This is a genomic window from Pelagicoccus sp. SDUM812005 (assembly GCF_031127875.1).
Lineage (GTDB): Bacteria > Verrucomicrobiota > Verrucomicrobiia > Opitutales > Opitutaceae > Pelagicoccus.
Genome location: NZ_JARXIA010000003.1, coordinates 244,172 through 268,996, shown reverse-complemented (window position 1 = coordinate 268,996; position 24,825 = coordinate 244,172). Strand labels below are relative to the sequence as shown.

General features: G+C 58.3%; 16 protein-coding genes. 6 read left to right on the top strand and 10 right to left on the bottom strand.

Features of this window, described 5'->3' with window-relative positions; genetic code table 11:
- The first annotated feature begins 57 nt into the window (after nt 1–57).
- The 6 genes from QEH57_RS06300 to QEH57_RS06275 all read left to right on the top strand — a co-directional run bounded on the left by QEH57_RS06300 (nt 58) and on the right by QEH57_RS06275 (nt 7,154).
- Entirely contained in the window at nt 58–717 is a 660-nt protein-coding gene (locus tag QEH57_RS06300; RefSeq protein WP_309005843.1) for a response regulator transcription factor, read from the top strand.
- The gene (locus QEH57_RS06295; protein ID WP_309005842.1) at nt 717–2,732 is read left to right on the top strand and encodes an ATP-binding protein; all 2,016 of its coding nucleotides are present in this window, start codon (nt 717–719) and stop codon (nt 2,730–2,732) included. The genes QEH57_RS06300 and QEH57_RS06295 overlap by 1 nt, the downstream gene beginning before the upstream one ends.
- 436 nt (nt 2,733–3,168) lie before the next feature.
- On the top strand, nt 3,169–3,735 hold the full coding sequence (locus QEH57_RS06290) for a hypothetical protein (RefSeq protein ID WP_309005841.1): 567 nt from the start codon (nt 3,169–3,171) through the stop codon (nt 3,733–3,735).
- A 170-nt stretch (nt 3,736–3,905) separates the two neighbouring features.
- The gene (locus tag QEH57_RS06285; protein ID WP_309005840.1) at nt 3,906–4,409 is read left to right on the top strand and encodes a gluconate 2-dehydrogenase subunit 3 family protein; all 504 of its coding nucleotides are present in this window, start codon (nt 3,906–3,908) and stop codon (nt 4,407–4,409) included.
- Nucleotides 4,406–6,055 (top strand): GMC family oxidoreductase, encoded by a 1,650-nt coding sequence (locus QEH57_RS06280; protein ID WP_309005839.1) that lies wholly within the window; start codon nt 4,406–4,408, stop codon nt 6,053–6,055. Before QEH57_RS06285 ends, QEH57_RS06280 begins: the two co-directional genes overlap by 4 nt.
- 211 nt (nt 6,056–6,266) lie before the next feature.
- A complete protein-coding gene (locus QEH57_RS06275) occupies nt 6,267–7,154 on the top strand; it encodes a hypothetical protein (RefSeq protein ID WP_309005838.1) in 888 nt (295 codons plus the stop codon).
- Between the two features lie 74 nt (nt 7,155–7,228).
- On the opposite strand, the gene QEH57_RS06270 is transcribed toward QEH57_RS06275, so the two are convergent.
- The 10 genes from QEH57_RS06270 to QEH57_RS06225 all read right to left on the bottom strand — a co-directional run bounded on the left by QEH57_RS06270 (nt 7,229) and on the right by QEH57_RS06225 (nt 24,734).
- Nucleotides 7,229–8,497 carry an acetylxylan esterase gene (locus tag QEH57_RS06270; protein WP_309005837.1) on the bottom strand — a complete coding sequence of 423 codons (1,269 nt, stop codon included), beginning with the start codon at nt 8,495–8,497 and terminating at the stop codon, nt 7,229–7,231.
- A gap of 68 nt (nt 8,498–8,565) precedes the next feature.
- Nucleotides 8,566–10,356 carry an arylsulfatase gene (locus QEH57_RS06265; protein ID WP_309005836.1) on the bottom strand — a complete coding sequence of 597 codons (1,791 nt, stop codon included), beginning with the start codon at nt 10,354–10,356 and terminating at the stop codon, nt 8,566–8,568.
- A 120-nt stretch (nt 10,357–10,476) separates the two neighbouring features.
- Entirely contained in the window at nt 10,477–10,836 is a 360-nt protein-coding gene (locus QEH57_RS06260) for a DUF4440 domain-containing protein (protein WP_309005835.1), read from the bottom strand.
- Between the two features lie 108 nt (nt 10,837–10,944).
- Nucleotides 10,945–12,348: a sulfatase-like hydrolase/transferase gene (locus tag QEH57_RS06255; protein ID WP_309005834.1), complete on the bottom strand. Its 1,404-nt coding sequence runs from the start codon at nt 12,346–12,348 to the stop codon at nt 10,945–10,947.
- 98 nt (nt 12,349–12,446) lie between these two features.
- A complete protein-coding gene (locus QEH57_RS06250) occupies nt 12,447–14,444 on the bottom strand; it encodes a fructose-bisphosphatase class III (RefSeq protein WP_309005833.1) in 1,998 nt (665 codons plus the stop codon).
- 227 nt (nt 14,445–14,671) lie between these two features.
- Entirely contained in the window at nt 14,672–16,369 is a 1,698-nt protein-coding gene (locus QEH57_RS06245) for an alpha-L-fucosidase (RefSeq protein WP_343224758.1), read from the bottom strand.
- Nucleotides 16,370–16,782: 413 nt separating this feature from the next.
- Nucleotides 16,783–20,481, bottom strand: a complete 3,699-nt coding sequence (locus tag QEH57_RS06240; RefSeq protein ID WP_309005831.1) for a TonB-dependent receptor plug domain-containing protein — start codon at nt 20,479–20,481, stop codon at nt 16,783–16,785.
- A gap of 385 nt (nt 20,482–20,866) precedes the next feature.
- Nucleotides 20,867–22,195, bottom strand: coding sequence for a sulfatase-like hydrolase/transferase (locus QEH57_RS06235; RefSeq protein ID WP_309005830.1), 1,329 nt, complete (start codon nt 22,193–22,195; stop codon nt 20,867–20,869).
- Between the two features lie 81 nt (nt 22,196–22,276).
- A complete protein-coding gene (locus QEH57_RS06230) occupies nt 22,277–22,537 on the bottom strand; it encodes a hypothetical protein (RefSeq protein WP_309005829.1) in 261 nt (86 codons plus the stop codon).
- 37 nt (nt 22,538–22,574) lie between these two features.
- Nucleotides 22,575–24,734, bottom strand: coding sequence for a right-handed parallel beta-helix repeat-containing protein (locus tag QEH57_RS06225; protein WP_343224757.1), 2,160 nt, complete (start codon nt 24,732–24,734; stop codon nt 22,575–22,577).
- Nucleotides 24,735–24,825 lie beyond the last annotated feature (91 nt).

The window sequence follows — 24,825 nt, the reverse complement described above, 5'->3', positions numbered from 1 at the left end:
TTTTTGTTCCCGGTATTGAACAATCCCGGCCCGGCTTGCATTTTTCCCCACGAAATCATGACGAAAGCCGATCCCTCTACCGACCTGCCCCGCGTTTGCCTCGTCGAAGACCACGCCGAGTTCCGCGACACCTTGCGCGAAGCCCTCGAATCCACGGACCGCTTCGCCATCGACGCCGTGCTCTCGAACGCGGAAGACCTCTTCGAGTACCTCAACGACGCCCAGGCCCCCGACATCCTCATCCTCGACCTCGGCCTCCCCGGCATGGACGGGCTCGAAGCCATCCCGCAAATCCGCAAGGTCGCCCCGGAAACCAAGATCCTAGTCCTAACCGTTTTCGACAACAAGGCCCGCGTCTTCCAGGCGCTCGGGGCCGGAGCCTCCGGATACCTCATCAAGTCCGACGGGCTGAAAGCCATCGTGCAAGGCATCGAAGACGCCTGCCACGGCATCGCCCCACTCAGCGCCGATATCGCAAAGATGGTTTTCAACACCTTCTCCAACTTCAAGCCCGCCTCCCCCGAGGAAGACCTTTCCGAACGGGAAGCGGAGGTGCTCAAGCAGCTCGCCGACGGGCTCAGCCGCCAAGAGGTCGCCGACAAGCTCTTCGTCAGCAAGCATACCGTCAGCACCCACATCCGCAACATCTACCAAAAGCTCCAGGTCCACAACGTATCCGGCGCCATTAGCAAAGCCGCCTCCATGGGGATCATCTGATGCGCCGCCGCGTCCTCATCCTATTGGCCCTAGCCAGCACCCTCTTGGCGGTCAATGCCCACGCCAACACGCTGGAGGAAGCAGTCGCCCGCAAGCTCGTCAAAAACTTCGCCCGCAACGAAGCACGGCTCGCCGCCATCGAAGCGGAGCTCGCAACTCTGCCCCAGCCCTACCTGCGGGAACCCACCGGCACCGGCGGCTTCCTCTCCCAAGAGCATCAGCTCTTCAACAGCGACGATACCGTCTCCCTCGTCTTCACCTGGGACGAGCCCGTACAGATCGACGCCGTCGCCCTCTTCCCCCTGCGCCTCTTCATGGACGAGATCTACGGCGAAAATCTCTACTGGCCCGGAAGCATCACCCTCGAAGCAAAAGTCAGCGGGCAAATGCAGACCATCGCCCAAGGCGTCGGCGGGCGACCGCTCATTCCCCAATCCCTCCCCGAGCTCATCGAATTCGAGCCCGTCACCACCCGCGCCCTCGCTGTCCGCTGCACCGACTTGCCCCAGCATCCCTACGAAAAGTGGCATGCCGCCGGCTTCGCCGAGATCTGCATCTTCTCCGGAGTCGACAACCTCGCCCCGCGAGCTAAGACCAGCACCAGCAGCAGCCGCCAAGGCTACTTCGTGCTGGCCCGAGAGTTCCTGACCGATGGCCAAACCCCGCTCGGGCTGCCGGAACTGAGCTCAAGATCCCAAACCCACGGCTTCGTAAAAAAGCTCGGCTGGGGAAAGCAGGAGCAGCCGAACACTTACACCATCACCTGCACCTACGCCGCAGAGCAAGCCATCGACGCGGTACGCATCGACCCCGCCATCCAGCACTCCTACGGCCAAAGCTTTCCCGTACGTTTCACCATCGATCTCCTCGACGCCCAAGGCCAAGTCGTCCGCAGCGACAAGACCTACGAAGACTTCCCCCTGCGCGGCCCCGGCCTCAACCCGCACTTCGCCCACTTCCCGGAAACCGTTGCCAAATCAGTACGCTTAACCGTCCAGGAAGCCTCCGTGCCCGTCCCCAAAGCCAACGCCGCCATCGCCTTCAGCGAAATCACCGCCCTGCATCGCGGCGAAGCCCTTCCGACTCCGGCTCTCCTGGAAGAGAGCTACCACGGGCAAACCCTTCGCTTCGCCCAAGGCGATTCCTTGAATAACGGCAACCTTCGCTCCCTAGCCTCCGCCAGCGACGGCCTGACCCAATCCGGCAAGGTTCTCCCCCTGCGCGAATGGATCGAAGGACTGAGCGAACGCCAGCGACTGATGGAAGAGCAACTCGTATTGCGAACCAGCCAGCAACGCGCCCTCGCCACCGTCGGCAAAACCCTCATCCGCTCCAGCCTCGCCCTGCTCGTGCTGGGCATCGGCAGCGCCGTCTACCTCATCGCCCGCAACCGCGTTCGCATGCGCCGCGAACTCCGCTCCGCCCGCGTCCGGATCGCCAGCGACCTGCACGACGACGTCGGCAGCAACCTCGGCACCATCATCCTGCACGTCGAGCGGCTGCAGGAAAAAAGCGAGCAACCGCCGGAGCCGCGACGGCTCAACGCCATCTACCGCCTCACCCGCGAAAGCGTCTTCGGACTCCGGGAAGTGCTCAACACCACCGCCCCGGAGGTCGGCCGCACCCAAGACCTCGTTGCCTACATGGAGGAGCTAGCGGCCCTCATCCTCGGCCGGACCCCCTACACCTTCGAGACCAGCCCCGGCATCAGCCACAAGCTCTCCGACCACGTGCTGCGCAAAGGCCTTCTGCTCTTCTACAAGGAGTCGCTCTACAACGCCAAGACGCACGCCCAGTGCAGCCGCATCGACATTTCCCTCCGCCACAGCGACGGAAAAATCGTGCTCCAAGTCAAAGACGACGGCCAAGGCATCGACGAAAAGAAGCTCCAAAAGCCCCACACCCTGCGCACCCTCAAGCAACGAGCCGAATGGCTCCACGCCCAATTGGAAATCAAATCCTCCCCTGCCGGAGGGACGGAGCTCACGCTTTCGATTCCTCTAGCGGAGCTATAGAGCTAAGCTGCCGGGCCAGCGACTCGTAGCGCTCCGGAAACAGACTGCTTCCCTCAGAAATCACCCGCTCCCACAGGGGTTTGCGGAGATACAAGCTCAGCCCACGACAAAAAAGGGAATGGTATGCCTGCAGTCCCCCAAGGAATTGTAAGAGATCTTTACAATTCGCATCCCATAAATCCCTAAAACGTTGTAAACAAAACAGTTACAACTCTGCTTACACATCATTTCAGGAAGCATAACGCAAAAATTACGATTCTCTTTACACTTCAAGCTAGGAAAATATCGATCGTAAATACCTGACCTTTTTTCATACCACGTAAGAAACTCCCCTACAGGAGCTTACGAAAGCCCGTCCCAGTCTCGCATAAAAGCGTGCGCGCATCGTGCTAGGGTTGAGGCAGTACTCTGTTTAGCCTCAATCAAAAAACCACACATGAAGATCAAATACGCACTTCTCGGAGCTCTCGCGAGCTCTCTCCTCATCATACTTCCTGCTCACGCAGGGGTGGGGCCTCCCATCACAGAAATCCAAGGACTGAATGGATTCGTAGACGTCCTAGAATACGATGACGGCTTTCAAGTAGAGTACACCGTCGTTGCGCGCTCTCCAGGCCCCGTCCCTATCTTTTTCGATTTTTTCGCGATTTCAACTAATTCTGAGTTCGGTTTATTCTACTCACTTAATAATCCCAGTTTCCAGCCCATTTGGAACGCTGCTGATTGGAATTCTAGCATACATGCGGTCGAATTCGGAACGTTCAGCAGCCTTTTCGGCAGCGACAGCCACGTGAGCGTATTTGTCGGCCCAGCCTTCACCAATTGGTTACCCGAGTTCTTCCTAGCTAACGCCGCAGCGGACTCCGAATTCGTCGTGGCAGCGAATGGAAACATCATCGACCAGAGCTACAGCGCCAGCGTACCCGACGGCGGAACCACGTGGCTCCTCCTGGGCTCCGCTCTCTTCGGAGTCTTCCTTAGCCGAAAGACGCTTCGCCGCTAGACGGGGCGCTTCTTTGCAAGAATATCAATTTCATACATTGAACGTCGCGGAACAGGGTTAGCCTTGTTCCGCGTTTTTGTGTGGGGTTTGTCCCGCACCGCAATTCCGTTGAATTGGCCCGCGGAAAGTTCTGGCTGGTCAGTCGGGAGAGAATAAGCCTGTGTACTGCAATGCGTTTGCCCCGTCGCCACTTCCTCGTTATCGTTGCCGCAAGCGTTTGGTGGGCGGACCTCGGACGCCTATTCGGATTACCAATGGGCGGAACTCCGGCCGATTGGAGCGTTGGTGTTCGACGTTGGGTGGACACGCTGCTTCCGCGGGATGGCTCAAGCCCCGCTGCTAGCGAGTTGCAGGTGCATCAACAAATTGTCGCGAAGGCTGCCGAGACACCCCACTACACTCGCTTGCTGAGAGCGGGAATGCAGTGGGCGGACAAGCAAGCGCGGGATCGCAACGCTTCCTCTTTCTTGTCCCTGCACGAAGCGGGACGCGAAGCAATAGTCGCTCAGGCCGAGGCGATGGGTACGAAGACGATGCCCGGCATGTTCTTCTACCAAACCTTGAAAGATGCGCGGCAGTTTTATTACGAGCATGCGGCCAGCTGGCCAGGGGTCGGCTTCCCGCATGCGCCACAACCGCTTGGATTCCCTGACTATGCGGAGGCGCCCGATTGAGTGATTACGATATAGTCATTATCGGTTCTGGCGCCGGCGGCGGAACGATGGCCTATGCCCTGAGTCGGCAAAAGTGGCGGGTCCTAGTGTTGGAGGCGGGACCCCGCTTCGATCCCTCGAAGGACTTCAAGCTACACTCCGACGCCTGGGAGAAACAGGGGTTTCCCCATAAAGCGGGCTCGGAAGGGAGGCATGCCTTTGCCGCCTTGCAGGAGCTAGACCCGGAATTGAACGATCTGTATTCCTGGAATTCAGTCGACGGTCGTCTCAACAGAACGCCTCACCGCCGCCCCTACAAATATAACCATGTACTCGGACTCGGAGGCTCGACCTTAGCCTTCACCGGGGAGTCGCATCGTATGCACCCTGAGTCGATGCAGATGCGGTCGCGCTATGGCGTGGCAGCCGACTGGCCGATGACCTACGACGCGCTGGAACCGTATTACTGCGAAGCGGAGCGATTAGTCGGCGTAGCAGGCCCCTCTGACCCCGGAGCCCGCTGGCGTAGCGAGCCTTATCCTTTGCCGGCACATCCCTTGGGTTACGCGAGCCGTCGAATCGCGGACGGAGCTTCCGCGCTTGGCATCAAATGGGGTCCAAACGCTCGAGCAGCGCTTTCCCAGCCCTACGATGGGCGCCCCCACTGCAATTATTGCTCGAATTGCAACCGCGGATGTCCGCGCACGGACAAGGGAAGCGTCGATGTGACCTTCCTGCGTAAGGCTGAAGCGAGCGGCCATTGCACGATTCGCACCGGCATCACCGTTACGCGAATAGAAGCCGGCGCGGACGATCGAGTGACCGGTGTCCATGTCGTCAACAGCGCTGGGGAAAACGAGTTCATTGCGACTCCCAAACTGATCGTATCCTGCGGCGCGGTCGAGACGCCACGCTTGCTGTTGGCGTCGGCCAATCAACATGCTCCGAACGGCTTGGCAAACGAGTCGGGGCAGGTTGGTCTCAACTTTATGGAGACGCTGGCCTGGACGACCAGCGCGCTGCATCCGGAAAACCTCGGGAGCTTCCGTGGATTGCCCTCCGATAGCATCAGCTGGGATTTCAATGCTCCGGACGCCATCGAAGGAGTAGTAGGCGGGTGCCGCTTTACCACCGGCATGTCCGAGGCTGCGCTGAATGGGCCAATTGCATACGCCCAAAGAATTGTCGGCGGATGGGGGCGTTCCCATCGAGTCGCAATGCGGGAGGCGTTTGGACGGATCTTATCGGTCGGCGCGATTGGGGAATCGCTACCGAATCGAGGAAGTTACATCGACCTGGATCCTAGCGAAGTCGATACCAACGGCATCGCGCTCGCTAGGATACACAGTCAGCTGGACGATGCAGATATCAAACGGCTGAGCTTCATGCGAACAACCGCACGCGCTATTTTGGAAGAAGCAGGATGCAACAAAGTCGTCGAGGAATACGGAAGTTACGACTTCTTCAGCAGCACCCACGTTTTTGGAACCTGCCGCATGGGAACTGATCCCGAGACTTCAGTCGTGGACAGCTTCGGCAAAAGCTTTCGCTGGCAGAACTTGCATATCATGGATGCCAGCATTTTCCCGAGTTCAGGCGGAGGCGAGTCCCCTTCCCTTACCATAGAGGCTTTAGGCCTCCGCGCCGCCGCTCACATGGCAACCTAAACGGAGTCGCGACGCCCCTAGTAGTCTCACTATCCGATATTTATCGGATAATTCAATGCCCCCACAGCTCGCTCCCTGTACCCCCCATAAAAGGGATACTCTCGTCTGAATCTCTCCTTGAAATCTGTTGGCTTTTAGCAGACTACAAACGAGTGTCCTCCTCGTCTGATACAGAAGGAGGTACTCCCCCAACATTTGTCCCCCCTATCTAATGCCCAAAATCTGGATACCTGCTCTCCTGCTGACGCTCGCAGTCGCGTCCTCAGCCCAAGCCCAACTCTTCTCCCGCAAGAACGCCCGCGTCATTACCAACGCCTGGGCTCGGCCGGAGTTCGTGGAACGTCGCATGGGCGACGACGGCCCCATCCCCATGACCTACCATTTCGCCCAAGGCAAGTTCTACGGCGGCAACATTCGCGACAAGAGCTTGGAAAACTACACCCTCCAGGACATCGTCGAAACCCTGGCCGCCGACATGGAGGACCAGAACTTCTTCCCCGCCCCTTCGACCGAAGAAGGCGACCTCCTCATCGTCGTGCACTGGGGCACCACCGAGCTGGAAGACGATTGGGATGAACTTATGGGCGAGAACGGTTCCGAGGAAACCGGCGACGACTTCGGCGACGAAGGGGATAGCGCCGCATCCACCGACTCTTTCGACACCGGATTCAGCGAGGAAGTAAACTACCAGACGCGCATGTCCAAGGTCCGCGAAAACGCCATCCTCACCGGTATCGACAAAGGCCTGAACAAAAAAGGCATCATGCCCTCCGACTACCATGACTACATGAGCCTGCTCGACGAGGAACGCTACTTCATGGTACTCATCGCCTTCGACTGGCAAAAGCTCTACAAGGAAAAGGTCAAGGAAGTGCAGTTCATTACCCGCTTCAGCCTCCCGTCCCCCGGCACCAACTTCGCCAGCGCCGTCCCCTCCCTCAGCCGCGCCGCCATCCCGCACCTCGGAACCAATCTCGACGATCTGGCAAAGACCAAAACCCAGCTGGGCTGGGGCAAGGGCACCGTCGGCGAACTTGAAGTGGTCAAGGAAATCGACGCCGCCGAACTGGAAGAGATCACCAAATCCAAAAAGAAGTAGCCCGCCCTTTCCTTGGGAACAGGGGCTCCGCGAAACGCTAGCAGCGCGCAGCCCTTCCCTCGCCTACGACAACGCTAGCGCTCCTGGTAGTCGGAGCTCGCCACCAAGCTCCCGCTGGTCAAGTTGACGAACCAAGCAGTGGCCTCGTGCGGCAAAGTCGCGGTCGCGATCCACTGGCCGTCAACATTCTCGAGCGTGGCTTCGCTTTGCGTCCAGTTGCGATTACCCGTGTATCCAGAATCCAAGGTCGATACCAAGTAAGCTCCCTCGATCGGCTTGTCGGATTCGAAGACCACTTCGTAGCGGTCGCCCACCCGTTTGCCTTTAAGCTGCCGCGCCCAAGGCTGTCCTTCCTTTACCACGCTGTCCGCAAAGGCATAGCTGTCCTCAGGACGCCAGCCGGCGCCGTGCCCGTGCTTCATCCCGGGTATTAAGGTCACCAAGCGCGGCCCCGAGGCTTCACGGTAGGAAGCTGCGAAGGCGTCCATCGGGAAATGCTTGTCGCCAGGCCAAGACAGCCACTGCACCGGCATCTTCGCTCGCTTCAAGCGAACCATCGGATCCCAAACTTGCTTGTACACTTCGTTGTCGCCCAAGGCCTTGCCGTATTGGTTCTCCGAGTCGAACTTGTGCCCACAGCCATAGGTCGGAATCGCGAAGGCAAAACGCGTATCGATGCCAATCACCGTGCTGGTGATCACGCCGCCCCAGGAAATCCCCATGATCCCCGTCCGCTCCGCATCCACGAACGGAAGCGAGCGCATCAAGGAATTGGCCAGCACCGAATCCGCTACCGCATGGTACATCCACTGCTGCTCGATCGGCTTGTCGCTGTCCCCATAGATGGCGACCCGACGCGGTCCCGACCAAGCGTGACGCTGCCAGCCGCGGGGATTGTCCTCGTCCGAGGCCGCCTCGTTGCGAACGTTCGTTTGCCCCTCCACCGCAATGCTAATCGCCGCGTATCCACGATCTACCCACAGCTTGACCCATTCCTCAAAGGCGGTCCCGCCGCCGCCGTGCACCAGCACGATCCCAGGCACCGGTTTCTCCGCGGAAGCCCCTTCCGGAACCTGCACGAGAGCGAAGGCCCGAGTCGGCTTCCCTTCGTATTCGAGGGCGTCGAAATAGATGGACTGCATCTCTCCCGGAACGATCTCCGCAGGCCTCCCTGCGTCATCCCACACCTGCGGAGCCGCTACGAGCTTCCCCAGGGCGAGCACCTTGGCCTGCGCCTTGCGCAGTTCCTTCTTGGACCAGTCCTTGCCCTGCAAGGTCGCTCCTAATCCCAAGGCAAATGCCGCCAAAAGGCAGAGCGTTAGACGGAAAGCTCGATTTCTCATAACGATATAAATGCAGTTCGATTAGGCCTGAGGAAAGCGAGGCGAGCCTCGCTTCCTCGGCATCCGCTTTAGCGACGCTTCACTACCGCGTAGTAGGCGCCGATGACGTCTTCGTGCTTCGGCCCCGTCTTGAAGGATGCCCGAAACTTGGTCGGTCCTTCCTTCAACTCGAGCTGGAAATGGATGCCCTCGTCCTGCGGACCAACGGGCTTCTCCTCGTAGTAGTCTCCCACATACAAGATCGCCGTTTTGGCGCCGATGCTGCGTCCGGCAGGACCGCGGTAAGCTTCCAAGCCTGGTACCGGATCGCCCGGCTCCAAAGACGCGTTGATAGGCTTCGCCAGTTCCGGCGGCCAACGCCTCAACTCCACGTCGTAGACGCCGACCTCTTCCACCACGATGGACCAGTAGCCATCGATCTGCGCCCCGCGACGGATATGGGCTTGATTCCACGGGGAAACCGGAGCGGTCGTTATCCAATCGTGAGCATTGAGGACCACTGGATTTTCCTCGTCGCAGCCAATGCGCAAGCGTTCTTCCTTCACGAAACTCGGCGAGATGCTGGCCCACCACTTGTCGTATTCAGCCCGCAAGGACGCCACCACATCCGGGTGCTTCGCCGCAATGTCCTTGGTCTGGCCGGGATCGGCTTCGATATCGTAGAGCTCGGTCCCGTTCACGAGGCGCCAGCGCTCCGTCATAGTCGCCGAATCCTTCCACTTGATCGGATCCACCACACGTTGCGAGTCGGTGACGATGGCCCGCTCTACCCATGGCGTCGGATTGTCGTAGATCAAAGGAGCAAGGCTCCGTCCATCGAAACTGTAGTCCATGGGAATCTCCAAGGCGCAGAGATCCATTAAGGTCGGCAAGACGTCGATGTGGGAGGTAAGCGTGTCGATGTCGCGGCCCGTATCGAGCTGGCCCGCAGGCCAGTGCAAGAAAAAGGGCACGCGATGACCACCCTCGTACGGAGTCCCCTTCTTGCCGCGCATGCCAGCATTGAAAACCTTCTCTCCCGTCGCCGTTCCATTGTCGGTCATGAAGATGAATATCGTATTTTCGGATACACCCTTTTTTTCGAGATAGGAGCGGAGCGAAGCCACGTTGTCGTCGATGTTGTCGATCATTCCATAGAAGATCTCAACCTCGGGAGTCAGCCCCTTGCCCTTGTACTTTTCCCAATACTCTTCGGGACAATGGTACGGCAGGTGCGGGGCGTTGGGAGCGATGTATGCGAAGAACGGCTTCCCCGCGTCGATGCTTTGGCCAATGAAACGCTGAGCCTCGCGAAAAAAGACATCGGTGCAGAAGCCCTCGAACTTCTCCGGCTCGCCGTTGCGGAAGTAGGTGTCGTTGAAGTAGGAGTTGTCCCAGAAATCGGGAGTCTGCCCTACCCCGCCGCCCGCGTGGCGCACCACATCCTGAAAGCCGCGATCCTCGGCCCGATAGGGATAGGCGTCGCCGAGGTGCCATTTGCCAAACATGCCGGTGGCGTATCCACTATCCTCGAACACTTCGCCCATGGTGATCGCTTCCAAACGCAGCATTGAGCGCCCCATGATCGTATGCCAAGGCCCCGCTCGATTCGTGTAGTGCCCGCTCAACAAAGCCCCGCGCGTAGGCGAACAGGTCGGGCTCACGTGGTAATCCGTGAACCGAGTGCTCTCTTCGTGCAGCTTGTCGAGAGCCGGCGTGTCGAGGTATGGATTTCCCAAGCAGGCCAAGTCGCCGTAACCTTGGTCGTCGGTCATCACGAACACCACGTTCGGCTGAGTTGAAGCGTTGGCAGATCGTTGGCTCGCGGACAAGCAAACGGCCAGCGACAAAAAGAGCGAAAGAGTAAGCGTCTTCATCATAAGGGATCAGGGGGTTAAAAAGGGAATCCTCGAGGATACAGCGCCTTCGAGCGCAGCGCTACCCTCATTTTATACGATAACCGGACAAAAGTTCAGACATCGGAGCCGCCAATAGGAGCGCTATTCCGACTCCGGATCGTTCAACATACCCATGTCGTACTTGATCTTCCACGACCCGTCCGCTTGCCGCTCCCAAATATGCAGGGCCTTGAAGCGGTCCGTCGTGAAAATGTCGTAGGCGATGTCCCCTTCAACGCGAATCTCGATATACTCCCGCCCGGACTTCCAATCGACTTCGCCGGCCGCTTGCGGAGCAGCTGCGCCTTGGGCCGCCCGCTCCTCGAAGTAACGCTTGATCTCCGCGCGGTCCCAAACGTAAGGCTCCGTGTGAAGTCGCTTGGCATCCTCCGTAAAGAAACCTTCGACCTTCAGGAAGTCGCCCGTCGCCCAAGCGGTCTCGTATTCATCGATCGCGGACATCAAGGCCTCCCTTTCCGCCGCCTCGTTCCTACACCCGCCCAACACGAGCAAGACAAGCGCGAATCCCGCGCTCAAAACTGCGAACCTGCCAGCCATCACCGAGCCTCCCTAGTTCTTTTCACGAAGACCGGAGAAGACCTCCCCGCTGGGCCCCTCGGGCAAGGAATCCTGCCAGTCTCCCAGCTTCGCCAGCAATCCGGCGGCCACCTCCGAAAAGCTCTCCTTGAGGTCCTTCGACTCGTAAGGGTCGTTCACGATGTCGTAGAGCTCGAAGTAGCTCGAATCCCGATTGGCGACCAGCTTCCACTTTCCAAAGGCTACCGCGTAGGAAACCCAGTGATCCGGCTTTCCTTTGCTCGCCGGCCAGGCCGACGGGTATTTCCAGAAAAGCGGCTTCGTCCGCTCCAGAACTGTCTTCCCTTTCAGCACTTCCACTTGGCTCAGTCCGTCCGGCTGGTAGTTGGACGGCAACTTGGCGCCCGCCAGCTCGCTGAAGGTTGGCAGCAAATCCACCGCCGAAATGGCGGAACGGTTGGTTTCTCCCGCACCGATCACGCCCGGCCAGCGAGCGATAAAGGGGACGTTGATTCCGCCGTCGAAAAGCGAGGCCTTGTAGCCTCTGCGTCCCGCAGTGATGCCCTTTGACCCGCCGATCATCCAACCGGCTCCTGTAGCCGTGTCGTATCCAAGTTCCAACTTCGTATTCTCTCCGCCGCGAGCCGGACCATTGTCGGAACTGAAGATGACCAAAGTGTTGTCCGTCACGCCGAGACGATCCAGCGTGTCCAAAACTTCCCCGATGCGATCGTCCGCATGCGACAGCACCGATGCATAGATGCGGTCCGCTTCGTTCTCCAGGTGACGGAACCGCCACTCGTATTTCGGCACGGTGTGAAAGGGCGTATGCGGCTCATGTATCCAAAGGTTCACGAAGAACGGCTTCCCTGCTTCGACCGACTTTTCGATGAACGCGTTCGCATGCTGGGCGTCCTCGTGCACCGGCATTTGCTCGCCGGAGCAATTGAAGGCGCCGTATTCGTCGTATCCATACTCTCCCGGCGTCGGAGAATCGGGAATCATATTGTTCGACAAGTGCCACTTCCCGAAATGGGCCGTGGCATAACCCGCCTGCTGCAAGAAGCGCGGCATGGTGGGAGCATCTACCGCCAACCAGTCCGGCATGCCCCGCGAAGCGTTGCTCGGCACCCAAGCGAAGTGGCCGTCGATGGCGTAGCGGGCTGGAAAATGCCCCGTCATCACCGCTGCCCGACTGGGCGAACAAACGCCGCTCGCAACCGTGAAACGGGTAAAGTCCGTTCCCTCCGCCGCGAGACGATCGATATTCGGAGTCTTCACGTAGGGATGCCCGTGGCAGCTCAGATCCCCCCAGCCCCAATCGTCCGCAAAAATGAAAACGATGTTCGGCCGCTGCTCAGCCTGGGCCTGCGAGCGAGCTGCGTTCGCCAGAAAGGCGAAGAGAAGGCAAAGGATCAAAAGGGGTGAAGGGGTCATTTTATACATGATTAAAAGCAAATGATAACAAATCCATCGACGGAGCGCACCCTCTATTTACATGATAGGCGTTGCGACCGTTCGTCCAGAAAAGCGGCCTAGCGTAGATGCGACAAAGATTGGGAGGCGAAACCGCCCTCGTACCCGTGATTCTCGTGCAACCGGTTCGTCTGGTAGGCTTGCACGAGACGCTGCAGCTCCTCGATCCGGTAGCGAATCCGCTGCCCGCGTTCCCCATCCCGTACGCTGCGAATACAATCGTATTGCCTGATCTTTCGCTTGTCCGGGATGATATCCACGCCGTCTCGGATCGCGGAATCGATCGAATCGAAATGGTGGTGCTCGGCCAGAACGATGCTGTCAGGTTCTAGGAGCAAGGTGTAACCATAATCTCCATACGCCTCGGAAAAAGCTCCGTCGATAGTGATAGCCTTGCCGGATTTCTTAAGCGGAGACTCTCCTTGCTCGATCTTGACCGGCACGTGGCCATTGACGATCAAGCCGCTCGCCGCATCCATCTCGAACTCGGCCAAAACCCGATCGCAAAACGCTTCGTCGTGGATGAGGTCGAAATACGGATCCTTGTTTTCCTTATGCGGCGCCTTGTCTTCGATAAAGTAACGCTCGAAGGTGGCGATCCGATCCTTGCCGAACAGCGGCGACAAGGGCCCGCACCACAAGTACCAGAGCAAATCGAGGTCCTTGGTCTCGGATTTCTCCAAAGCGCGGTGCACGACCATCTCGATGTGCTCGAACAAGGCGCGACCCGAAAGCTGCTCCCCATCGAAAGGCATGGAACGAAAAGCCCCCTTATCATCGACCGGCACGCAGCCATGGAAGATCAGGCAATCGCGACGCTTCAAGTACATGGAGCCGCTATCGACCATAAAACGCATCTGCTCCTGCAACTTCTGGCTGCGCAGGAAGGACTGTTTCAGGTACTTCAGGCACTGCTCCTCCTCGTCCGTAAGCGCGTAAGGATCCGCCGGATCGATGGTCGGGAAATGGGTGTCGCGCAGTTCGTAGCGACACCCGTCGATCTCGATCGTCCCCTCTTCCCATGCGACCCGGTGCAAGAGGCGACGGTGCTCGAGGTCCCACTCCTGGTTCCGCTCGATCAGCTGCCCCTCCAGCTTGAACTGCATCACGGCGATCGCCTTCTGCATGCGTGCCACCAATTCCATCGGACGCATGCCCTCGCCCTTGGGAACGAAGTACGCGGCGGGATCGTCGCCGTAGGCGGAATTCGCCAAATGCTCCAGCGGAGTAAGCGGGATACTGTAACCTTCGTCCAGCTGGCTCAGCCGTCGGTAGCGTAGTGAAACTCTGAGTACGTTGCAGATCAAAGCCTCGTTGCCGAGAGCAGCTCCCAGCCACAGCACATCGTGGTTACCCCAAATGAAGGACAGGTTCGGCTGCAGCCGCAGGTAATCGACCACTCGATCCCCGCGCGGACCGCGGTCCCAGCAGTCTCCGCCGATCACAATCTCGTCGACCGCAAGGTTGCGAATCAATCGCCCCAGCAAATGGATGAAATGCAAAGCCTTTCCTCCGCAGATAAGCTGGTCGACGATCGCGTCGATGAACTCGCCCCCTCTGGCGGTAAAAGGAGCATGGAGAATCTCCATGAGCAGGTCGCGGTACTCGGCGGGAAAAAGCTGCGTCGCCAAACGCAGGCTGTAGTTCGCCATCAAGTGGCGAAAAAGGAAGAACTGGGAATCAAGCGTGCCGCGGGCGTACTCGCGCAGCTCGTCCGGATCCGTCAGCCTATCCTTGAGCTTGGCGGTGACCTCCGCCGGATAGAAAACCAGCTTCAGGAACTCCTTCAGCTCGCTCTCGCTCATGCGATCCGAGAAGAGCTTCTCCACCAAGGGTCGCAGGGTACCCGAAGCATTATTGATCACGTGCTGCAGCTTCTTCTCTTCGCCATGGATATCGCTGATGATATGGATGGCGCCCAGGGGCAGAGTCTGCACTGCCGACAAGCGGGCAATTTCAGCGATCGCCGCGGCGGCGTTCGGGTAGCGGGAGGAAAGGTGCTCCAGCGCCACCAAGTCTGCTTCGGGACGCTTAAAGGAAAGGGTAGTGTTTGTCATGGATACTTGGGCACACCTCGGCATCGAAGCGAGCGCTCGCATTCCGAGGCAAAATCAAAACAGTGTTCAACCGTCCCCACTATGGCGCAACCGGGCCATAAAAAGGAATAGTCATTCCTTACGAATACAACAATTATTGATCCGCATTTAGTCTCGCCCGCTTGTTCATTTTCACGGCGCGGCTACCGTGTAGGCAGCCGCGTAACGAAAACGATCGAGCGAGAACGCTAGAAGACAGGGGTGAACCGGATCGCCTTCAAGCTAGCGGACTTGCGATCCCCCTCCACGCTGGAAACCGAAACCGTATAGCGCCCGGGCTTGGGAAAATTGATCCAGCCAATGGGAAACTCTTGGTAGTTATGGGAGGAGTTTTGCTCGTTCTGTATCCACTCTCCCCCTTCAACCGCGACCTTCCAAACCAGACGCCCCTTGCCGGCATAGGTCAGGTCCACATTGTATTCGCCCGGGACCAGGACATCGACCTCGAAGGAGGCGGTGCCGCCCTCTTCCCACTCGTGTACGCGCTTGACGCTCTTCCATTCGCCGAACTTCTCCATCCAACGGAACTTCTCCTTGGTCGCTCCCTCCACCTCGGCGAACTCCGCCAAGATCTCGGTTCCGATTTCCGGATCCAAAGCGAAAGTCGGATCGACCTCGGGAGCGCCGTCGAGCTCGAGCTCGATCACGGAAATCAGTTTCTCCGGAGCCCGCAAAGGCAGCTTCAGCATCGTCCAGCCTCTCCTCTTGGAGAAGGAGATCTCCTTGGAATCGCTCCCCTTCAGCATGCGAGCGGAAATGATTTCGCTCTTCAGTCCCGGCAAAAAGAGGCGACCGGAGCGCGGCCATTCGAATACGGATAGGTAAATGCGATTGTCCTTCACCGTGGCGTCGCCCCAAGGCAAGCCATGCTGCCAAGGAGATGCATCGGTAGCGTAAACGACTTGCGGGTACTTCTGTATCCACTCTCCGGATTCACGCAGAATACGGATCGCCCGTTCCGGCACGGAGCCGTCGCCACGCGGACCGATGTTCAACATGTACGTTCCGCCGCGAGCGACGCAAGCGATGAGGCGCTTCAAAATTTCTTCGGGCGACTTCCAGTATTCGTCGTACCAAGCGTAGGCCCAGGAATCGTTGGTCGTATCCACGCTTTCCCACATGCCCTCTACGTTGGCATGCGGCACTTCCATATCGCCCAAGGTATTGTAGTCGCCCAAACCGTGTCCGGCGCGGCCCGAAACGAGAGCGTTCGGCTGGTTCTTGCGCACCACGGCGACGAGCTGCTCGACGTATTCCTTCGGCATATCGCCCGGCGTATCGAACCAGACCAGCTCGATCGGTCCGTACTGGCTCGTGATCTCCTCGACCTGAGGCAGACACTTTTCCTTGAAGTAGTCGTCGAAGGTCTTGCGATTGCCCTTGGCATCCTTTTCCGGACCCGCGTTTCCGCCTGGATACGTCCAGTCCTGGTTGTGGGAATAGTAGAAACCAAAGCCGAGCCCTTGCTCGCGGCATGCCTCCGCCAATTCCTTCATGGGATCCTTCGCGTACGGAGTCGCGTCCACGATATTAAAATCGTTGGCCTTCGAATCGTACATGGCGAAGCCGTCGTGGTGCTTGGAGGTGATCACGATATACTTCATGCCCGCAGCCTTCGCTAAGGCGGCGATCGCCTTGGCGTCGAAGTTCGTCGGATTGAACTGGCCCGCCAGCTTCTTGTACTCCTCCGGCGGTATGTCGGCGCGACGCGGGCTCATGATCCACTCGCCGATTCCGTAGTAAGTCTTCCCGTCAACTTCGTTGGCGAGCAGCGAATACAGGCCCCAGTGGATAAACATGGCGTAGTTGCCTTCGTCGAACAGCTGTCCGCGCTTCGCGTCCTCTGCCCGCAGCTTTACGGTATGCTCGCCCCACATCTTGTCCATGCGGTCATTTCCATTCACTCCAGAGCCCAAGGCCATGAGCATCGCCGCTACCAATACTAATTTCTGCATCTTTGTATTCACTTTTCTGATATTAATTGTATAAGCCCCGCTGGGCTGCATCTTCTTGGCTTTATAAATTCATTTTTCCGACGGGACGGAAGCCACCCTTTCGTTGCGAGCAACGGACAGCGATCACGGTCCATGGCGAGGAGAGCGAGGAGCTCTTTTGCATCGGGTTAGGGGCTGCAAACATCCTAGCGAATTCCCAGCGATCCGATATCCTCATTTTAGGGGGTAAGCGCTTCCAATGCCTCGCAAAGGGCGCTTCCGAAGCCCTCTCCCCTGCACTTCAAAGGGCTCCCGATGGCAGAAACCAACCGGGAGCCCGCTTCGATTAAAACACTGGTGACCGACTAAAACGAGAAGGTATTCCTGAGCACGAACTGGCGCGGCACGGGGATGGATACGCGGGCGATCGAGCCATCGGGCTGGGCCTGCACCGGTACCGGATCCTTGTCGGCAAAGACGTTGCGGATGTTCAGCTGGATATTCCAGCTTACCTTGTCGTCGAGAATCTTGCGGCGGTAGCCTAACCAGAGGTCCGCATAGCCCTGGGAATCTCCCCAGTAGGGATTGGAGACGTCGGGGATGATGACTGGGATATCCGGGTCCACCTTGTTCGGGTAGCCGATCGCCGACTTGTCGGTCCAGCGGTAGGCGGAACCCACGTTGAAGCCTTGGAAGCGACCTTCCTTAAAGGTGTAGTTGCCCACCAGCCTGAAATTGTACTCGGCGGATTCGGGAGTGGGCGAGCCGTTGAGAGCCTGCCCCAGATAGTAGGCGCCTGCCTGACCGGAGTTCGCCATGCGGCCTCCCAGAAGCGTATTGGACGCGAAATCGTCCGTCGCCAATTCGGTGCCGAGAGGATTCCCGGCGCTCGTCAGCTTGGGGCCCTTCGGCACGGACTCGAAGGCATCGATGAACTCCTCTAGCAAGGAGCCCATGCGCAGGGAAACGTTGCTGCGCGATACGGTGCCCTGCGAGGCGTTAAATGCGAGGCGCAAGCTGCTGTTAGGATTGTAGCTCACCTCGATCTCGTACCCCTTGGCCACGATGTCGGCCGTATCGGATAGGACGCCCGTGGTGATCTGGCTGGTCTGCACCAAGCTTTCCGTGGTGGCGGTCTTGGGATTGAAGACGAAGTTCATCTGATCGATTACGAAATCGGTCCAAACGCCTTCGAACTCAGTCATGAACGTATTCAAATCCTGGATCGACATGTAGTTGGACATGTAGTCGGGGAAGGCTTCCACTTCGTCCAAGTATCCATTGTCGTTCAGGTCGAGGTCCTGCCCTCCCATGTCCAGGTCGATGATCCCGTCCTGATTCTGGTCGTACGTATCCCTAGCTTCCCAAAGGTCGCGGTAGCTCCGCGAAATGACATTGGCGAACACGCGGTAGGCAAAGGCGGCATCGCCATAAGCGTCGTTCTCGATGTCGCCTTCGTAGCGGCTCAAGCGGACCACCAGCTTGTTGTCCATCGCGGAATAGGTGAAGCCGTAGTCCTTGGTGGTGCCTTCCTGGCCCGGCAAGTTGTTGCCTTGCCAATCGAACTGGCCGGGGGCGGCCACGAAGTTGGTATTTTCGCCGTAGTGAAAGGAGAGCCCCATGCCGTCGGGCAGCCATTCTGCGGGAGTCTTGAGCACCAAACCGTAGCCGAAGTTGCTGGCGGATGCCTTCTCTACCCGGACGTTGCTACGGTTGAGGGTGAAGGACTCGGGATCGAAAATCGCTAGGTTGCGCGGCTCGCCGGGATTATCCGTGGCAGTGGTCTTTTCCGCGTTGAAACGGCGAATGTCCACTTCGTCGCGTCGCCAGCCAAGATTGGCAACGAAAAGGTCGTCGAGGAAGAAGCTCTGCACGTTCAGCGCTTGCGAGCTGGTCTCCGTTCCGGTCAGGTTCCCCTCGATCGGACGGAAGGCCGCGTTGTAGTTGCCGTAGGCCTTCATCTCGTCGCCGATCGGGTTGTTGCGGTTCGGATCCGTGGCCGGATTTCCTTCCGCCTTGAATACCAAGGGAACCAAATAATCTTCGGGCAGGTGAACGTTGGCCCTCGGATCGAGGCCCGTCGTGCTGAAGTCGGACAGGCTGAAGTTCGGATTCTCAAAGGCCTGCAGGTACGGGTCGCTGATATAGAAGATCGCCGACGACTCGCGCTGGAATACGTTGGCATCGGTGCTGAGGTGGAAGTCCGCATCGTTGCCCATGGTCAAAGGCTCCGTAGCCCGCGTTTCCCGAATGAACTCGTTTTCGTCGACCAACAAGCTGACGGTATGCTTCCCCAACTTTCTGAGGAAACCGTTGTCGAACTTCTCCTGGAAATCGACCTTGGCAAAGGCGGTCGCCCGCAAGGCTTCACGGTCCTCCTTCACGTAATTGCGATCGGAAGCGCTGGCATAGAAGTAGAGCCGGCCGAAGTTGGGGTTCGCCTCGCCGAACAAGGCGTTCGGCCCCACTGGCAAGCTGTAGTTAATATCGATATCGATACGCGGAGAACCGGAAAGCGAAAAGCCACTCCGCGCGAAGCTCTCACCTGAGTAATCGAGGCTGATACCGAAATCGCCGTTATCCGACACCGCCTCCATCGAAAGCATGCGCCGGTCGAAATCGTTATTGTTCAGATCGTTCGAACCGGTGATCAGGTTTTTCCGGAAATCGAAGACTTCGTAGTCGAGCAAACCTTGATTTACCCAACGGGTGTAGTCCGTTCCGGTACTGCCGACCAGCGCCGTGCCGATGCGGCCGATTTGCGGATTGGTGGCCAGCTGCAGCTGGCTGCGATTCCTGCCGGAAAGGTTTCCATACGGATCCCAAGTCGGGCTCCCGGGAGCGAAGCGATTGTTGGTCCAGCCCGTATCCACCGCTCGCGTGGGAAGGCCTTGGTCGTTCACCGTTCCGTCGTAGACGAGCATCCAACCGTTCCTCTTAAGGAAGTGGTTGTTGTAGAATGCGAAGTTGAGCGGAGCGCCGTTGGCGTCCACCCCTGTATACCAATTGGAGTTCGTTGAGCTCGCGCTATTCTTCAGCACGTTTCCGAAGCCATCGAGTATGTAGCGCTGGGCGGCGTTGTTCACCAGCACGTTCCCGTCGACGTCGGTAACCGGACCGTACACATCGCCCGTGGGGCTATCGAGAAAGGTCGTCAAGGTTTCCAAGGGACCATTGCGCTCGACCGATATAAACTCGGTATCGCCGGTCTCGTAGTTGGCGCTAAAGGAAAGGTTGCGCTCGGCGAAGGGCTTGAGCTTGAGCGCGAAGTAAAGCCGCGACTGATCGGTAAAGGCAGGCTTCTGCGTAAACTCGTCGTCCCGCTTCTTCGCCGCGAAGCGCATCGCCAAACGATCCTCGATGAGAACCTTGTTCGCGTTGATCGAAAACTGCTTGGAGAAGTTGTCCTCGAAATTCTCGGTGGAAATCTGGGTGTTGAGCGTTACGGAATCGTTGCTCAGGTTCGCGCTCTCCAAGCCCACGTTTACGATGCCGCCCGGAGAGCCGAGTCCGAAGAGGAAGGAGTTGGCGCCGCGGTTGATATCGATACGAGTCGCGTTGTAGGAGTCGAAGGGGATGCTCGACTGGAAGTAGTTCGTCGTGCGCGTCGGAGCGGTCATGCCGCGCACGCGGCTGGCCGCGTAAGGATTTTGCCGGGCCGCGGAATTGTCCAAGTCGCCCACCTGCTGCTGGTCGTCGTTCCCTCGCCCGGACGAGATCTGCTGGTAGTCGCTCATCGAACCGAAGGCTTCCGTACCGGTCGTGTAAGCAAGAACTTCGTCCATGCTGGTCGCGCCGATATCGTTCATGAAGTCCTTGGTGACGACCTGCACCGAAGTTGCGATGTTCTTGAGGTCCGTATTCAAGCGACCCCCGGCTAGGGTTTGGGAGGAGTGGTAGCCTTGGTCGTTGCTGCCATCAACTTGGAAGGGGGAAAGTTCGAATACTTCATCCTCTTCCGTATCCTCTTGGGCGATCAAGCCCAAGGGAACGCACAACGCGCCGCACAAGCACGCTGACTTTCGCATCTTTGACGCGAAGAATCGTGGGTGTTCTGTTTTCATATAGGAGCTAAGTTACGTAGTTTCACAGTCGATACAAAAACGCCGCAAACCGGAACGAAGCCCTTCCCACACGCGTAACAGCTGCTGTATCAAAACAAACGATACGGCATTTCCGTGGTGGTCGGTCTCGCGAAAAACCTCCTCAAAGTAGGTATTTAGACCTGGGGGTAGTAACGGGGGGTAGAGAGAGGTTTGGGGCGTTAGGGTATGTGGTAAACAACCTATCAATAAAGCCCCCATCCCACCACCCCCTAAAAGGAGGGTACTCTGTTCGAAGCTCGGAGGGAACGCGGAACCGCGGCCCAATCGAAACGCTCGAGCGATTCGAATCCAGAGCGCCACAAGAACCACCAAAGCAGGGCAAACACCCCACCTTCAAGGGCCGCTACCGCTTCACCTTGCTACGAGCTTTCGAAAGCGCGTTCTCGCTCGGCTTCTCAGGCAGGCTCGCTTTCCAGTCCATCAGCTTCGCCTTCAACTTTTGCGCGACTTCAGGGTAGCGAGCCGAAAGCTCCTCGCGCTCCGCCCAATCGCTTTCCAGATCGTAAAGCTCCTGCGCTCCGGTTTCCTGGTTGAGCAGCAACTTCCACTTCCCGTCGCGAATCCCTAGGGAAGGCCAAGTGTAGTCCTGATTGTCGCCACCGCGCCATTCCCAGAAGATCGGTTTGCGACGCGAAAACGTTTTTCCCTTGAAAGCAGCCAGAACGCTTTGCCCGTCCGGCTCGTAGCCCTCCGGCAGCTCCACGCCCGCTGCCTCCAAAAAGGTCGGCAACAGGTCTACCGCGGTCAGCACCGAGCTTGTATCCACTTTTCCCTGCGGGACCACTCCGGGCCAGCGAACGATAAACGGCACCCGCACGCCGCCCGCGAAAAGCGAACGCTTCTCCCCCTTGAGGCCACCGGTTTCCCCAATCGAATAAAACTTGCCCAAGCCTTGGCCCTTGTGCCCCTTGTCGTCGGTCGAGCGCTCTGGACCGTTATCGGTGGAAAACACCACCAAGGTTTTCTCGTCGATATTGAGCTCCTTTAGCAGGCTCAGAATGCGCCCAACCGCCTCGTCGCCCTCGGCAATGACCGAAGCGTAAACCTGCTCCGCCTCGCCGAGATGCTTGAACTTTTCCATAAAGCGCTCCTGGGGCAAATGCGGCGTGTGCACCTCGTGCAGCCACAGGTTCACGAAAAAGGGCTCGTCCTTGAAATCCCGAATGAAGCGCTCCGCGTGGTCGACCGACGCCAGGCCGCCCTTTCCGATCGGCACCTTGCCCGAACCGTTAAAGGTCGCAAAACGGTCGTATCCATATTCGTCCTCGGTCGGAGAATCGGAAACGCTGCCGAGGTGCCACTTTCCGAAGTGGCCGGTCTTGTAGCCCGCTCCCTGCAGCATGCGGGGAAGAGACGGAGCCTGCGTATCCAACCAGTCCGGCATCCCGCGGCCGATGTGAGCTTTAACGCTCTGGAAATGCTGGTGGATACTCTGACGCGCCGGGAACTGCCCGGTCATGACTGCCACGCGGCTGGGCGTGCAGACCGGGCTGTTAACCGAAAAGTTCGCGAAATCGACGCCTTCCGCCGCCATCCGGTCGAGATGCGGCGTCTGCACGAAACTGCTGCCATGGGAACTCAAGTCGCCATAGCCCCAGTCGTCCGCGAAGATGAATATGATGTTCGGACCCCTTTGCGGCGGCTCGCCTGAAGCGACGCTTGCGAGCGTCATACTGATAGCCAAACAACAGGCGCCCCAAAGAGATCCTCTCAACATACCGATAATCGTTTCGAATTCGTACGAACGCGCAGCCTACTGCTTCTTGCGTTTGGCGGCGAAGGCCTGACGCTCTTCCTTGGTCAGCACGCCGTCCTTATCCGCATCCATACGCTTGAAGCGGGCAACGGCCTTCTTCTCGTCAAATTCCTTGCCCTTCTTTTCCATGCTCTCCTTCACGGCAGCAACATAGGCTTCCTGCGTCAAAGAGTCAGCCGCGGCTTCCTTAGGCTTCGCCTGGGCAAAAGCAGCGGAAACTGCGACGAGAACGAGGATGATCAATTTATAGGTATTCATTTTTAGGATATAATTGGGTTTAACTAACGAACAAAAACTACTTTTCGGCATAGCGGGAGACAGGCTTGCGCAGTCCCATTTCACTTACATCGACGGGGACGATTCCCATCTGCCAAGCCGGCGAATTCGGGGCGAAGCGAAAATCGCCATTTTCGGGATCAATAAACAGGGGATCGACCGCCTTGCTTCGTTCGTCGACTCCGTTCTCGCGTTGCTTTTGCAACATCTGCTGGGCCAGGACCGGATCCGTTTCGCTATAATAGATGTTCAGATCCGTATCGGCGTCCATGGCTCGAGCCAAAGCGCGCCCTCTTCGATCTTCCGTCTTGCGACCATTTCCAGGCTCCAACTCGTCGATGAAAACAGTGTCCTTGCCGCGCGAATACAAAATATTCTTCTGGATAACCGCGTCATTCAAGGGCCCTTCCCGCAGCGAGAGGTAGTAGCCGCGCGGCGGCGCCAGCACGTCCACTACGATATTGTTGATCGCTTGATTGTTGAGCTTGAGGATAATCCCCTGAGCCATGCACTTGTAGATGACGTTTTCCGTGATCAAGGTATCCATCTGCCCGCCATCGGTGCGAATCGCTGCCTGCATCAACATCGGCGTCACCAAATGATGGATATAGTTGCGACGAATCACGTTGTTGGCCCCGGCTCCCCGGATATAGATCCCGTTTCCGTCGCCGAGCTTTTCCATCACGTTATGGATCTCGTTGTACTCCACTAGATTGTCGTGCGTGTGCAGGAAGGGACGCACCTCGTCCAAAGTCTTCTCCGACGGACCGCCCCCGATCTCATGCCAGCGGATCGTGCGCGTCAGCTCGCGCCCGTCGCCTTTCTTCTCGAAAAAGTGAGTCATGCAGCCGGACACGATCATGCCGCAGTAAGGAAGGTCGTGTATCAGGTTGTTGGCGACACGGTTCTCGCCGCTTTGCCAGATCATGATACCGGGCGAATGCATGTAAATCTCGCCCACATCGTGAATGTGGTTGTTGTAGACGAGATTGTTCCGATTCACGTCCTTCGTGCCCGGGCCGTATCCGCAAAGCAGAATCCCCGCCCCGCCAAGGGCATTGATGCGATTTCCGGAAATCTCGTTTCCGATCGCATGCAGGTCCACTCGGATCGCTCCGCTGCCGCTTTGGGTGAAATGGCAATCCGCGATCACGCAATTTTCCGTGCCACGCAAGCGCAGCAAAGCGTTCCCTTTATCCAGAAAATCCCAATCGTGCTGCAGGCCGGCGTCATCCTTTTCGACCAAGTAGCGATCCCCTTGCGTAAAGGTCAGCCCCCTGATCTCCAAATTGCGCACCGGCACGTCAACCGGTCCCTCCACATCCACATCGCCCTCGATGCGTACCAGCTCGATCAGCTGCGGGGCGAGCACCGGCGAATCGCTTCGCGGCCACAGGTAGACCTTTCCTTCCTGGGTGTTCAAAACCCACTCCCCTGGCTCGTCGAGTTCCTCCAAAACGTTCTCAACCCAACACGACTCCGTGTCTTTCAGAAAGTGCAGGACGTTCATCGCATACGTCGCGTCCAGGGAGGTGTAGGCCATATTTTGGCTCTCGTCCACGGAAGCGAGAGGCAGGATATTGGTGATCCAAGCGTGGTGCGGACGCACGATGATTTCCACGTCCTCCACGTTCGACCAAGCCTTCAGCTTGCCCTCCGGATAATGCAATCGGTTGCGGCTTCCTCCCTTGATCGGGATGAACCCTTCCGAACGAGCCCGCGGCAGTCGCCCTTCTCCGTCGTAGAGCGTCTTGAAGCTGCGCGAAACGGCGGCCTCCAGCACTTTCCCCTGGGCAACGGGCGGCAATCCTGGCAACTCGCCCTCGACCGGCTTCCACCCTTCGATGGGCAACCCCGAGGTAAACACCGGAGTCTCGCCAGGGTAGGCGCTGTAAGTGATGGTGGCGTCGCCCTCGCCGGAATCCTCGACGCCGAAGACCACCGTATCGTTCAAGGTGTAAACGCCGCCGCGCACCAATACCACGATATCGGACTTCTTGCTTCGCTTCAGCTCCCGCACCGCGTCGCGGGCCCGCTGCAAGGTTGCGAAGGGCCCGTCCTTGCCGCCCAAATCCGGCTCGGCGATCGTTCCCGACCAAAAGTCCGAGCCGGATGACGACACATAGAAATCCGCCTTAACGGGCGCTTCCGCCGCCTTAGCCAGGCCAGCCCCGCCCATTGCGAGCGCCAGCGCGATATAAAATACAGAATAAAGTCTCTTCATCTTAAAAGGGTTCGTGCCTCGACCTCCCGCCGCCGCGCCGTCCATC